General features: G+C 48.1%; 16 protein-coding genes and 1 other annotated feature. All 16 genes read right to left on the bottom strand.

The window, feature by feature from the left end; translation table 11 throughout:
- Positions 1–41 precede the first annotated feature (41 nt).
- The 16 genes from ACKTSF_RS04450 to radA all read right to left on the bottom strand — a co-directional run bounded on the left by ACKTSF_RS04450 (position 42) and on the right by radA (position 13487).
- A complete protein-coding gene (locus tag ACKTSF_RS04450) occupies positions 42–662 on the bottom strand; it encodes a hypothetical protein (RefSeq protein WP_407887002.1) in 621 nt (206 codons plus the stop codon).
- 244 nt (positions 663–906) lie between these two features.
- Positions 907–1272, bottom strand: a complete 366-nt coding sequence (gene rplL / locus ACKTSF_RS04445; protein WP_407887000.1) for a 50S ribosomal protein L7/L12 — start codon at positions 1270–1272, stop codon at positions 907–909.
- A 57-nt stretch (positions 1273–1329) separates the two neighbouring features.
- Positions 1330–1836, bottom strand: coding sequence for a 50S ribosomal protein L10 (gene rplJ / locus ACKTSF_RS04440; protein ID WP_407886998.1), 507 nt, complete (start codon positions 1834–1836; stop codon positions 1330–1332).
- A 25-nt stretch (positions 1837–1861) separates the two neighbouring features.
- Positions 1862–1986: a sequence feature (ribosomal protein L10 leader region), on the bottom strand.
- 73 nt (positions 1987–2059) lie between these two features.
- The gene (rplA, locus tag ACKTSF_RS04435; protein WP_407886996.1) at positions 2060–2758 is read right to left on the bottom strand and encodes a 50S ribosomal protein L1; all 699 of its coding nucleotides are present in this window, start codon (positions 2756–2758) and stop codon (positions 2060–2062) included.
- 97 nt (positions 2759–2855) lie between these two features.
- Positions 2856–3281 carry a 50S ribosomal protein L11 gene (rplK, locus tag ACKTSF_RS04430; RefSeq protein WP_057732912.1) on the bottom strand — a complete coding sequence of 142 codons (426 nt, stop codon included), beginning with the start codon at positions 3279–3281 and terminating at the stop codon, positions 2856–2858.
- A gap of 142 nt (positions 3282–3423) precedes the next feature.
- Positions 3424–3975, bottom strand: a complete 552-nt coding sequence (gene nusG / locus ACKTSF_RS04425; protein ID WP_020088138.1) for a transcription termination/antitermination protein NusG — start codon at positions 3973–3975, stop codon at positions 3424–3426.
- Positions 3976–4097: 122 nt separating this feature from the next.
- A complete protein-coding gene (gene secE, locus ACKTSF_RS04420; protein ID WP_407886994.1) occupies positions 4098–4274 on the bottom strand; it encodes a preprotein translocase subunit SecE in 177 nt (58 codons plus the stop codon).
- Between the two features lie 51 nt (positions 4275–4325).
- Positions 4326–4475 (bottom strand): 50S ribosomal protein L33, encoded by a 150-nt coding sequence (gene rpmG, locus ACKTSF_RS04415; protein ID WP_011667355.1) that lies wholly within the window; start codon positions 4473–4475, stop codon positions 4326–4328.
- A 74-nt stretch (positions 4476–4549) separates the two neighbouring features.
- The gene (locus ACKTSF_RS04410; protein WP_407886992.1) at positions 4550–5119 is read right to left on the bottom strand and encodes a sigma factor; all 570 of its coding nucleotides are present in this window, start codon (positions 5117–5119) and stop codon (positions 4550–4552) included.
- Between the two features lie 428 nt (positions 5120–5547).
- Positions 5548–6099 carry an NYN domain-containing protein gene (locus tag ACKTSF_RS04405; protein WP_407886990.1) on the bottom strand — a complete coding sequence of 184 codons (552 nt, stop codon included), beginning with the start codon at positions 6097–6099 and terminating at the stop codon, positions 5548–5550.
- 22 nt (positions 6100–6121) lie between these two features.
- The gene (rlmB, locus tag ACKTSF_RS04400; protein ID WP_407886988.1) at positions 6122–6892 is read right to left on the bottom strand and encodes a 23S rRNA (guanosine(2251)-2'-O)-methyltransferase RlmB; all 771 of its coding nucleotides are present in this window, start codon (positions 6890–6892) and stop codon (positions 6122–6124) included.
- A complete protein-coding gene (locus tag ACKTSF_RS04395) occupies positions 6892–7308 on the bottom strand; it encodes a Mini-ribonuclease 3 (RefSeq protein ID WP_407886986.1) in 417 nt (138 codons plus the stop codon). The genes rlmB and ACKTSF_RS04395 overlap by 1 nt, the downstream gene beginning before the upstream one ends.
- Entirely contained in the window at positions 7308–8720 is a 1413-nt protein-coding gene (gene cysS, locus ACKTSF_RS04390) for a cysteine--tRNA ligase (protein ID WP_407886984.1), read from the bottom strand. The genes ACKTSF_RS04395 and cysS overlap by 1 nt, the downstream gene beginning before the upstream one ends.
- A 325-nt stretch (positions 8721–9045) precedes the next feature.
- Complete coding sequence (gltX, locus tag ACKTSF_RS04385) at positions 9046–10536, bottom strand: glutamate--tRNA ligase (protein WP_407886982.1); 1491 nt, start codon at positions 10534–10536, stop codon at positions 9046–9048.
- A 150-nt stretch (positions 10537–10686) separates the two neighbouring features.
- The gene (locus ACKTSF_RS04380; RefSeq protein WP_407886980.1) at positions 10687–11853 is read right to left on the bottom strand and encodes a PIN/TRAM domain-containing protein; all 1167 of its coding nucleotides are present in this window, start codon (positions 11851–11853) and stop codon (positions 10687–10689) included.
- A gap of 257 nt (positions 11854–12110) precedes the next feature.
- Entirely contained in the window at positions 12111–13487 is a 1377-nt protein-coding gene (gene radA / locus ACKTSF_RS04375; RefSeq protein WP_407886978.1) for a DNA repair protein RadA, read from the bottom strand.
- Between the last annotated feature and the right edge of the window lie 48 nt (positions 13488–13535).

Genomic DNA, 13535 nt, shown 5'->3' with positions numbered 1-13535 from the left:
AAAAAAAATGACCGGCACACGGCCGATCACTTACCTTTAACTTAACCTATACCGATTGGCGGTAAACCTAACGAAACCATCGTCAATAATGCCATCGCCAGCCAGGAACACTGCCAATCGCGGGTGGCTTGATAGATACCCGCGACAACGCCACTGACAACTAAGGCTGAGAGGTTATCACTCAGTGAGCCCCAAGAAACCAGCACGTAGCAAATGATTGGCAGTAACACGGCTGCCCACTTTGGAAAATCCGGCAGTCGGTTGAGCCGTTCTTGTAGGATCCCCTGTAGTACCCATACGAACAGCAGCGACGACACAAAGACGGCAAATCCACTCAGTAGGAGCTCCACAGTCAGCCCCGGAATCAATGGCACCGTCAGCGTGGACGGGGCTAGTGTAAAGGCGATAATTGCCAACGCTATACCACCCACACCGGAAGCCGCCACCGTCCACCACACGTGGCGTGGCGTAATGGCCTGCCGCAACCATAGACTCGTATGATACCGATAAAACCACCAGATTGCGAGCGCACTGATGACCATTAACACCAATGTGACCAAAATCCGAATTCCCGCATTGTTAATCATGCCGTGAACGCCGGGCCACTGCACCAATCCCAACACAGGAATACTTGAAATCAATAATAGCACATATAAACTCAAAGCAAAGCCACTCCAAAACCATAACTGCGGCAAAAAGCCCTTGCGCAAATTAAACTCCCCTTTTCCCCGATCATTATGTATCGCAAAGAATGACACCAATAACCATCCTCTACGTTTCCTTATTATAGCATGCTAACCTAATCGCTAGCTTATCCCCGCTAACGGAATGGCTCTGCCAAAATAGAGGAAAACAAAAAGCCACCACCCAAAGGTAGCGACTTTTCTAATTTCGAAGTGAAGGTGATTACTTAAGAGTAACCACACCACCAGCGGCTTCAAGCTTTTCCTTGACGTCGTTAGCTTCGTCTTCTGAAAGGCCTTCCTTGATGACAGATGGTACGTTGTCAACAAGACCCTTAGCGTCCTTCAAACCTAAACCAGTGATTTCACGGACAGCCTTGATAGCCTTAACCTTAGCGTCACCAGATTCAGTTAATTCAACGTCGAATGAATCCTTGGCAGCAGCCTCGCCACCAGCAGCACCGGCTGCAGCAACTGGTGCAGCAGCAGAAACGCCGAATTCGTCTTCGATACCCTTAACTAAGTCGTTAAGGTCAGTAATTGATGCTTCTTTAAGAGAAGCGATGATAGCATCTTTATCAAAAGCCATGTTATTTTCCTCCAATAATTGGGTTTAATTTTTTATGTTTCATTTTGAATCAGGGACTTAGGCTGCGTCGCCTTCGTCACCCTTTTCAGCAATAGCCTTAACAGCGTAAGCCACGTTCCGTACTGGTGCCTGTAAGACATTAGCCAGCATAGAAAGAAGGTCTTCACGACTAGGCAAGGTTGCGTAAGTGTTGATTTCGTCAACGGAGACAATCTTGTCTTCGATGAAACCACCCTTGATTTCAAGGTCATCAACACCATCAGCAAACTTCTTCAAAACCTTAGCTGGGGCAATTGCATCCTCGTCAGAGAAAGCAACGGCAGTAGGGCCAGCAAACAGATCGTCTAAACCTGCATAACCGGCTTTTTCAGCAGCCCGAACCAAGATCTTGTTCTTGATAACGCTCATATGAACGCCTGCTTCACGCAATTGCTTCCGTAATTCAGTTGCTTCTTCAACAGTTAAACCACGGTAGTCAACAACGATAGCACTGACGGCGTTGTTAAATTTTTCAACAACCTCATCAACTTTTTTTGCTTTAACAGCAATAGCTTGTTCACTCAAATTATTTCACCTCCCGGAAAAGTTTGGTGGGATAAAAAAATCCCTATGCCACCAAGACATAAGGAGTCAAAAGTTTAAGTAAACTTCTGCCTCGGCAGGAAATTAAGACCATTAGGCCACCTGAGTCTTAGGTAGGATCTATTAAATACAACTTCAATAGCATACAATACTTCGACATCACTGTCAATGCACTGCAAGGGATTTTTTTAATTCACGTTTTAACTTAGGCTAATAAAGAAGCCAAGTCAACGTCGACACTAGGGCCGAACGTTGAAGAGATTGAAACGTGTTGAACGTAAGTCCCACGTACAGCAGCTGGACGAATGCGAGCAATCGTTTCAGCAATGGTCTTCAAGTTGCCGGCAAGTTTGTCAGCATCAAAGGAAACCTTACCAAATGGAACAGCAACGTTACCATCCCGGTCAGTCCGGTAAGTAACTTGCCCGTTCTTAGCATCGGAAACAGCCTTTTCGACGTTCATCGTAACAGTCCCCGTCTTAGGGTTAGGCATTAAGCCCTTAGGTCCTAAGACCCGACCTAAACGACCAACTTGGGCCATCATGTCTGGCGTTGCAATAGCAACGTCAAAGTCCAACCAACCGTCTTGGATACGTTCTACTAAGTCTTGTTCGCCAACAACGTCAGCACCAGCCGCTTCAGCAGCCTTAGCTTGGTCACCCTTAGCGAATACGATTACCGTGGTTTCCTTACCGGTACCATTTGGTAATACTAGTGCGCCACGGAGTTGTTGGTCCGCTTGCTTTGTGTCAACGTTAAGCTTGAAGGCAACTTCAACAGTTGCATCGAACTTAGCGAAATCCATCTTCTTAACTAAATCAACGGCGTCGCCCATGGTGTAGACCTTGTCAGCCTCGACCAATTTAGCAGCGTCTTGATACTTTTTACCTCGTTTGTGAGCCATTTTGTGTTTTCCTCCTTGCAAATGTGGTTGTAACGGATAAACCTCCCACTTGACACATTTCATTTTCGTGAAGTGTCCGACTATCCGAAAACTGAGCTTAACCTTCGACCGTGAAGCCCATGCTCCGGGCAGTACCTTCAATCATGCGCATAGCTGCTTCAACATCAGCTGCGTTTAGATCTTGCATTTTAGTTTCAGCGATTTGCTTAACTTGATCCTTGGTTACCGTAGCAACCTTTTTCGTGTTAGGTTCGCCGGAACCACTTTCAACACCAGCAGCCTTCTTCAACAGTACAGCTGCTGGAGGAGTCTTGGTGATGAAATCAAAGGAACGATCTTCATAGACACTGATCACAACAGGAATGATCATACCAGCTTGGTCAGCTGTACGAGCGTTGAATTCCTTAGTGAAGCCCATGATATTGATACCTGCTTGACCTAAAGCTGGTCCAACTGGGGGAGCTGGCGTTGCTTTACCCGCAGGAATTTGTAATTTAACGACATTAGCTACTTTTTTAGCCACGAGACAATACCTCCTTGAGTCCGTGTGTGGTAAGTGGGGCTGTTAGTTTGCCCCTCCCACTTTGAAAAATATGCATCACGCATACCTGAGAATCATACCACACTTTACTAACTGCAACAAGTTCTTTTCTGAAAAAGCCGGATTAGCCCAGGATAGGGTCGACTTGATCAAAGTTGAGTTCCGTGCTGGTTTCCCGCCCGAACATATCAATGTTAACCTTCAACTTCATCTTTTCGTTGTCGACTTCCGTGATCTTACCCACTAAGCCACTGAAGGCACCATCCACGATGGTTACGGAGTCGCCAGGGGCAACGTCCAATTCAGCGTGACGTGCAGAGATCCCTACACGACGTAAGATGCGTTCAACTTCATCAGGCAACAGTGGTGTTGGCTTACTCCCTTGTCCATGGGAACCCAAGAACCCGGTAACCCCGGGCGTGTTCCGAACAATGTACCATGCTTGGTCACTCATAACCATTTCAACTAAGACATAACCAGGGAAGGTCTTTTCCATAGTGACCTTGTCCTTACCATTCTTAACTTCGTGTTCTTCTTCTTCAGGAACAACGACACGGAAAATATTATCCTGCATCCCCATTGATTCGGCACGGGATTCCAAGTTTGCCATAACTTTGTTTTCGTATCCGGCGTACGTGTGTAACACGTACCATTGCTTTTCAGCTGACTCAACCATGTGTGGTGCACTCCTTTAATAATTGACTTTTTCGTCCAAAATAAAAAAACTCCGCAATACACGAAGTTCCTGTTGCTACTTAATATACCATATCTGGCCGTGTTTGACCACTGACAATTCACCTAGGCGATGAACTTTAAGCCGTACTGAACAACCCAGTCAACGACCGCGAAGAAAATCGCGAAGAGTACGGAAATGCCAATAACGGTACCAGTATCATGCCGAGTTTGCTTAGCACCGGGCCAAGAAACTTGCTTCATTTCCTGTCCGACCGCCTTAAAGAAACGGAATAAACGCATGGTGTTGCCTCCTAATATATTGTAGTGTGTTTGTCGTGACGATCATTTACATTAACGGGTTTCGCGGTGTAACGTATGCTTCCCACAAAACTTACAGAACTTCATAACCTCTAGACGCTTAGTGCGGGTCGCACTTGCTGTGATGGTGTAATTCCGCGACCCACATACTGAACAGGCCAGAGCAATTTTCCTTTGAGCCATCTTGCCACCACCTTTAATCAAATCATGTTCAACTCATACTGGAGTAGTTTACCATTGTCTTTCACGCCCGTCAATCATTCGGCAAAGACTGCCCGCAGCTTTATCTGACTTCTATGGGCTGCGCTGGTGACCTGAGCCAGTGACAACGCCCGATCCCGACTGATCCCCTGTAATGACTGCCCCTGTAGAAGGTCATTGAACACCCCCCGCTCGACGACCGATAGCCGTTCGCCTACCTGTCGGATGGCATCCTTTACTTCCAATCCTTCCCTTAAGACCCCACGCGTATCCTTGACCGTTTCACTAATAAATATCCGGTTGGCCTCCAAGGAAACTGCCAAGCGATCCTCAACTCGCTTCTGCGTTTGACTCTGTCGAATCAAGTCATACACCCGAAATAAGAGTGCCCGGCGGTAGAAAGCGCCGAAGCTCTTCATCCGTTCAATCTCGTAGCGCTGCACAACCCGACAGAACACTAGCAAGGCCTCTTGGTCCCAATCATCACGGTCATGGTCGGGAATGAAATACTTGCTCTGAATCTTAAACAGTACCGGCCGATAGCGCTCAAATAAAATCAATAATGCAGGCGAATCCAACGACTCACGAATGAGAAATAAGAGCTGCGTATCACTTAAATCGATCAATGGGAAAGCCTCCTTAATGGGTCTATTTCTAGTCTAAAGGAATCCCTTCCCAGTGCCGAGCGAACGGACGTTTAAATAAAATTTATCTTTTTATAATTCGCCTCATTTTTTGGCAAAACTGGTTGCACGCGACGCTTTCTAAACATCAGTGGCCGTCACCAACCGAATCATTAGTTGGCGCATTGTCCTTTCAAAGCTCACGCCATATTTCCTTATAACACGCAAAAAGCCACTTAGCCAACCATTTCAGTGGTCGATCTAAGCAGCTTACTACGGCGTTTACCACATATAAACTAACCAACTTGTGGCAACCGATAACAATTTTATCATTAGTCATTAAGTGTCAGAAGGACAAAAATAATGATCAAGCCCAATTAGCAAGGTTCATCTGCATTAACTGACAGCAGTCTACGTAGCCGTTTTGTGAGCTAACGTTTGGACTGGCGATCACGGTCAGGGCGCGCCATCATTTGGTCCCGCAACTTTTCCAGTTTGTATAACTGCTGGTCATTCCACGGCGACTTACGTACTAACCCCTTATCCGCGAACTCACGGGCGGTCTGTTTAACCTCGTTCTGTGCCCGCTCGATGTCCCGCAACAGTTCTCCGGCAGGGATCCGCAGGGCACCTTCCGAAAAGATGGTCCACTGTTCCGCCTGATCACTGGTCGCAACCGTCACTTGCGTAAACCGCGTCTGCCGTTCCTTGGCCAGCTTCTCGATATAGCTGTCCGCCGTCTCATCACGGTTAGTCCAAACAACTTCCAAGTCGAATTGCTGGTAACTCTTCGAAATACCTGGCACGTACATCGCGTCAAAGACCACGGTAATCGAGGCGTCTCGCAGCTTTTTATAATTTGCCAACATGGACAGGAGTAAATCTCTGGCCTCCGGTAACCGATCACTGAGCTTTAGCCGGTTGAGCTTGGGCCAGTTGCCGATCATGTTATAGGCGTCGACAATAAGAATATCTTCCTTCATTTTCCCACGCTCATCCCTTCGTTCAGTGTTGGACTGGGTGCCGTGAACTGAAGCCTTGATACATTAACAGGCCGGCAGCCACACTGGCGTTCAAACTCTGTACGGACCCCACCATTGGAATTGTCAGCATTTCGTCAACGGTCTCCTTGAGCAAGCGAGAGATTCCCTTGCCCTCGTTACCGATGATCAATCCAACGGCACCTTTAGCATTCCAGTCCCGATAGTCGGACCCTTCCATGTCGGTTCCAAAGATCCACATACCGCGTTCCTTTAAGTCGTGGACCGTGTTGACCAGGTTTGTGACTCGCGCGACTGGTACCGTTTCAATAGCCCCGGTGGAGGTCTTAGCAACGGTCGACGTTAAGCCAACCGCTCGCCGCTTCGGGATAATGACCCCGTGAACACCACTGGCATCAGCCGTCCGCAAGATGGACCCCAGGTTGTGGGGGTCTTCGACACCGTCCAAGATCAAGAAGAACGGTGCTTCACCAGCGGCCTCAGCTTTGGCAAAGAGGTCATCAATACTGGCATATTCAAAAGCAGCCACACCGAGGGCAACCCCTTGGTGATTCTGGTGATCCGTTAGTTGGTCTAACTTTTGCTTAGGAACCTCTGAAATCACCAAGTGACGTTTCTTTGCCAATTGTCGAATCTCATCGATAGCTTCAGCCTTCAGACCGCTCTGTAGAAAAACTTTGTTAATGGTTTGTTGACTACGTAACGCGGCAACGGCTGGGTGCCGGCCGATCACAAAGTCATTGGATACGTCATTCGTTTCGTTTTCTGGATTCATTATTCAGTCCGCCCCGCTTCTACTTGTTCAATGCACCATTTACCCAATTCATTGACCCGATCTTGTTGCCCACTGAGCGCTAAATAGCCCATTAAGGCTTCAAATCCCGTGGAGATACGGTAAGTCACGACGTCCGTGTTTTTGGCGTGCGTGTAGCTCTTGGCATTGCGCCCACGTTTAAACATCGTCCACTCGTCATCGCTTAAAATGCCGTCCCTTTCCATCAAGTCGATTAGCGCAGCCTGGGCCTTTGCTGAGACATAATGGGTCGCCTTCTTCTGCAGATGGTTGGGCTTAGCCAGGCCCTCCGCAATCAAGTGTTGCCGAATAATTACTTCGTAGGCCGCATCGCCCATATAGGCCAGTGCGACCCCGTTTAATTGTCGAAAATCGACGTGTTCCGCTTGTTCAGTCATTAATTTTCCTTTCGCCAACGCGTCCCTTGGGGCGTGTCTTCCAAGATAATTCCTTGGTTCTTTAGTTGCTCACGAATTTCATCACTACGTTCAAAGTTCCGGTTCTTTCGGGCAGCCAAACGCTCATCAATCAACGCTTGAATCCGATCGTCATTCAACGTGTCGGCTTCCGTCAGTGAAACACCAAACACACTCAGCAGGTCGACCAAAGTCTGGCGAATAAACATCAGCGTGCCACTGAAAACCACTGGCCGTTCCGCATACACGTTCCCCAACCGAGCTAGGTCATGAACCTCAGCGACCCCATTTTGCACGTTAAAGTCGTCGTCCATGGCGTCGTTGTAGTCGGCAATGATCTGCCGAATCTCCTGCTCGATCTTTGGATCATTGCCATCCTCGGCATCCTTCAGACGGTAACCCATGTTGTTATACGACGTTTGAAGCCGTTCCAGATTCCGAGCAGCCGTGTCTAAGTTCCGCTGGCTGTATTGGATGGGCCGCCGGTACTGAGTCGTTGCCATGAAGAAACGCAACGTTTGTGGGTCGATGGTCTTCAAGATATCGTGGACCGTGACAAAGTTCCCCAGTGACTTACTCATCTTTTCATTTTCATCGCCGACCGTCACGAATCCGTTGTGTAACCAGTAGTGGACAAACGTCTTACCAGTCTTGGCTTCACTTTGCGCGATTTCATTTTCATGATGGGGAAAAGTCAGATCCTCACCACCACCGTGGATGTCAAAGGTATCACCAAGGTAGTGCGTCGACATGACGGAGCACTCGATGTGCCAGCCTGGTCGACCAGCCCCCCAAGGAGATGGCCAGGAAATTTCACCCGGCTTGGCACCCTTCCAGAGGGCAAAGTCGACGGGATCTTCCTTACGTGCCGTCTCTTCATTGTTGGTGTGCTGGGAAGCCCCTTCCTCGAGTTCATCTAAATTCTGATGGGATAGCTCGCCATAATGAGCAAACTTGTGTGCCCGATAGTAAACATCCCCGTCAACTGGATAAGCGTAGCCCTTGTCGATCAGGTCCTGCACAAATTCAACAATTTCCGGAATGTGCTCTGTCGCCCGCGGATTAGCAGTCGCTGGTTCAATGTTTAACGCGGCCGTATCCTCCTTGAAGGCCTTGATGAACCGGTCTCCCAATTCGGGAACGGTAATATCTAATTTTTTGGCTTGATTAATCATTTTATCGTCGACATCGGTAAAGTTGGAAATATACTTTACTTGATAGCCACGGTATTCGAAGTAACGTCGAATTGTGTCAAAGGCAATGGCACTCCGCGCGTTCCCAATATGAATATAATTATAGACGGTCGGACCACACACGTACATGTTAACCACTCCGGGAGTGATCGGTTCGAAAGTCTCTTTCTGGCGGGTCATGGTATTAAATACTTTGAGCATCGCGAGGCTCCTTTCGCGTAACCTATTTAAGAATGCTTTATTTTGCTTCGTTTCGACATCACTGAATGGCGGTGAGATTCGCCTCTAACACACGAAATTAATGAAATTGCAGCTCATTCACTTTCGAGCGTGTTAATTCTCATCAGTCGCTTGGTGGTCAGTATTAGCCGGCGAGGGGTCCTGAAGATAATCAGGGCCACCCGTGGGTGCGAATGACCACCCTCAGGATGTCGAATGAGTTAGCTCCATTGTAGCATACCAGAGCGGTTAGCAAAAAGCCGAATGGACGGCCAATGGCCCCTCATTCGGCTTCTTTACCAAAACGTTAGCCTTCGAGTTGGGCCAAAGTTTGGTGAATGTGTTGTAATGCAGTCTTGCGACCAACTAATTCGATTGATTCAGGTAATTCTGGACCGTGCATTTCGTGGGTAACGGCAATCCGGATTGGCATCCATAATTGACGACCCTTGATACCGGTCTTGGCTTGAACTCGTTTAATCACGTGGAAAATTTCAACGGAGTCAAACAGATCGAGCTTCTCGATTTCTTCAGCGAACGCCTTTAGGACAACCGGCGCCGTATCATTACTGATTTCTTCTAGAGCGTCTCCCGAAACCTGTTCTGGTTCTTCGAAGAACACGGAAGCCATGTCAGTGATCTGTGCCATGTAACTCATTTGTTGCTTGTAAAGGTTAATCAATTGACGTGACCATTCGATAGTACTGGTATCTGGGTTAGCAGGGATTTTGCCAGCCTTGATCAATTGCTTCAAGGCCAAATCCATGATGGTACTTGCGTCAGCATCCTTCACGTACCGGTTGTTTAACCAGTCCAGCTTGTCACTGTCGAACGTTGCGGGTGATGAGCTCAACCGGGTTTCATCGTACATCTTGATAAATTGCTTACGGTTGAAGATCTCATCTTCCCCAACTGGCGACCAGCCCAACAACAAGATGAAGTTGAACATTGCTTCTGGTAGGTAACCGAGATCACGGTATTGTTCGATGAATTGGAGTACGGATTCGTCACGCTTGGATAACTTCTTACCCGTGTCTTTGCTGATGATCAAACTCATGTGACCGAACTTAGGGGCTTCCCAACCAAAGGCTTGGTAGATCATCAATTGCTTCGGCGTGTTGGCAACGTGGTCATCCCCACGGAAAACGTGGCTGATGGCCATCTTGTGGTCGTCGACAACAACGGCAAAGTTGTAAGTTGGCATCCCATCGCGCTTAGCAATGACGAAGTCCCCACCAATAGTATCAGAGTTAAAGGAAACGTTACCCTTAACCATGTCATCCCAAGCAAAGATTTCGTCCTTAGGCACGCGGAAACGAATAACTGGCTTCAAACCCTTAGCTTTAGCAGCATCAATAACAGCTTGCTTTTCGGCTTCATCCATACCAGCGTATTCATATTCGTAGTGCGGCATTTCTTTGCGGGCTTTTTGGGCTTCACGGTCGGCTTGTAATTCATCTTCCGTCCGGTAAGATTCGTAAGCCTTGCCTTCATCGATCAGTTGTTGGATCAGTGGCGTGTAAATATCGCGTCGTTCTGATTGCCGGTAGGGACCGTAGTCGCCACCAACATCGGGACCTTCATCCCAGTCCAAGCCTAACCATTTCAGGTTTTCCAGTTGGCTTCTTTCACCATCCGCGATGTTTCGCTTAGTATCGGTATCTTCGATTCTGATGATGAACTTACCCTTGTTGTGCCGGGCAAATAAGTAATTAAAGATCGCTGTCCGGGCATTACCAATGTGCAAATGACCGGTAGGACTCGGTGCGTACCGAACCCGAATTGAATTTTTCGCCAAAACGTTTGCGCCTCTTTCTCCATTATCTACGTAATTTAATATTTAACTGTCATCTGTGAGATGACACATTGTTCTTAGTGTACAATGACCAACCGGAAAAATAAAGGTGTGACCCTTAATCTCTCCCAGAAATCTCAAGTAAGCGGTTATCTACCGCGACCGTTTCGGTTTCTTCAGTTGCCCCTTGCCACCGGCATCCTCTTCAATGTTTCTGCTAGAGTGCACGGGCTTCGCGAAAATCATCCGCCCAGCATCGGTCTGGATGGCACTTGTTACCACCACATCCAATTGCTTGTTGATGAAGTACTTCCCATCTTCGACGACGACCATCGTGCCATCGTCGAGATAAGCGACCCCCTGTTGCCGTTCGGTTCCGTTCTTAACCACCATGACGTGGAGGTTTTCACCTGGAATCACTCGTGGCTTCAGGGCGTTGGCTAAGGAATTGATGTTGAGGACTTGAACGTTCTGGAACTGAATGACCTTGTTCAAGTTGTAATCGTTGGTGACGATCACCCCACCATTTTCCTTGGCCAGTCGAATCAACTTGCTGTCGACTTCGGGAATATCCTCGAAATCGCCCTCGTACATTTCAATCGGCATGATGTTTTCGTTCTGGAGTTTATTTAAAATGTCCAACCCCCGGCGTCCACGAACCCGCTTGATTGAGTCGCTGGAATCCGCAATGTACTGTAATTCATACAACACAAAGTTGGGTACCAACAACGTTCCTTCTAGGAACCCCGTCTTGGCCAAGTCGTAGATCCGACCGTCAATCAAAATATTGGTATCCAAAATCTTGTAGTGATGGAAATTGGGTTCCGTTTGTTTATCGATGACTTTCTTGGACTCTTCTTCACTGGCTTTCTTGCTCCGTGACTGGAACAGCTTGCGCCATTCTTCGGCACGTACCTTGCTCAGTCGTGTCCCAATACGGAAGCCAAGATAACCAAATAGCAGCATCAGAATCCATGGAATAAAGGTACTGATGAAGAACGACGGCACCCGGAAAAGAAATGACGAAATCAGCAAAGCCAATGCCAAACTAATAATCGCACCCAAGCTTCCAAAGAGAATCGTCATTGGATTCTGCTTATTGAGATAGGCTTCAAGTTTATTGACCACCCGCATGATCAGTCCAGCAAACAACAACCCCAGAATGAGGAAAATAATTGCACCAACTAAAATGTTAACTAAGATGTTGTTGACGAGCGGACTGGTCATTCCAATGATGTGCCAGAAACGAGAAAGGTACGCAACTCCCATGACCCCACCAAGGATGGCGAAAATCACGAGAATAACTGTTTTTTTACGCATACGTTCACCTCCTTTCAAATTAATTTATTTGTAATACTGACTAAACTAAATCTGATAGTGACAGCGCCTCCGAACTGGTGAAAACGCACTGTGACGCTAAGAGGCGTCCACAGCTGTATCCATTTCACCAGCTTTACGACTTCAACATCCCTTCACAAGACACAACCAATCGAAATTATTTGAAACACGTCAATGTCTCACAAACCAACTTGTCACATGACATCCTATAAGTGACCACTACCTAAAACGTTAACGGATCAAATATCCAGTGCCAGCTTTAGCGCTTGTCGCAGGGTTGAGACCCCAACGACCTTAATGCCGGTCGGGGGAGTCCACCCTTGCATGTTGTTCTTGGGGACAAAGATGCGCTTAAAACCGAGCTTCTTGGCTTCTGCTACCCGAGATTCGATACGGCTCACTCGGCGAATTTCACCGGTCAACCCAACTTCACCCACAAAACAGTCGCGAGGTTCCGTCGCCGTGTCGCGGTAACTGGAGGCGATGCTCATCGCAATCGCCAAATCAATCGCTGGTTCATCCAGTTTCACCCCACCAGCGGCCTTCAGGAACGCGTCCTGGTTCTGAAGCATCAGGTTCGCCCGTTTCTCCAATACGGCCATCAGTAAGGCCACCCGGTTACGGTCCAGCCCACTCGATGTACGTTGTGCATTTCCGAAGACTGACGGTGAAATCAAGGCTTGGACTTCAACTAGAATGGGCCGAGTCCCTTCCATCGAGACAACGATGGCCGAACCAGTCGCGTCCTCGAGACGTTCCTCCAGGAATATTTCCGAAGGATTGGCCACCTCATAGAGACCGCCTTCACGCATTTCAAAGATCCCTAACTCGTTGGTCGAGCCAAACCGGTTCTTAACTGCTCGTAGAATCCGGTAAGTGTGATGCAAGTCCCCTTCAAAGTACAACACGGTATCCACCATGTGCTCCAGAATCTTAGGCCCTGCAATTGCCCCACCTTTGGTCACGTGACCCACGACAAAGATCGTAATGCCATTGGTTTTGGCAATCTGCATCAGTTCACCGGTGACCGCCCGAATCTGTGAAACAGACCCGATTGCCGATTCAATCCCCGGTGCCTGCATCGTTTGAACGGAGTCAATAACCACGTAATCTGGCTGCATTTCCTCAATGTTGGCGCGAATACTGGCCATATCCGTTTCCGGATAGAGATAAAGGTTGTCACTGTTAACAACCAATCGATCGGCACGCATCTTGATCTGCGAGGCACTTTCTTCTCCGGAGACGTAGAGCACCTTGCCCCCAGTCGCACTCAGCTGACCCGACACTTGGAGCAGCAGGGTCGACTTCCCGATACCGGGATCCCCACCAATCAGAATCAGTGAGCCCGGCACGATACCGCCACCTAACACGCGATTGAGTTCGTCCATCTGTGTCTTGACTCGCATCTCCGTCGTGTGTTTGATCTCATTCATCAGTTGTGGCTTAGAATGCTCGCCAGTCACCGTCGTTCGTGTTGATTGAGGCTTGGCTGCAGCCGGTGTCACCACCTCTTCAACCATGGTATTCCACTCCCCACAATTGGGGCAGCGTCCCAGGTACCGGGGGGAGCTATAATCACAATTCTGACAGACAAATTTTGTTTTCGTTTTAGCCACGTTCATCCCCCTTATCCGTTTACTTTCAGCACTTTCATTTTAGCATAT

The organism is Levilactobacillus muriae (genome assembly GCF_045862015.1).
In the GTDB taxonomy this organism is placed as follows: Bacteria; Bacillota; Bacilli; order Lactobacillales; family Lactobacillaceae; genus Levilactobacillus; species Levilactobacillus muriae.
This window is presented reverse-complemented; position numbering and strand designations above follow the sequence as displayed.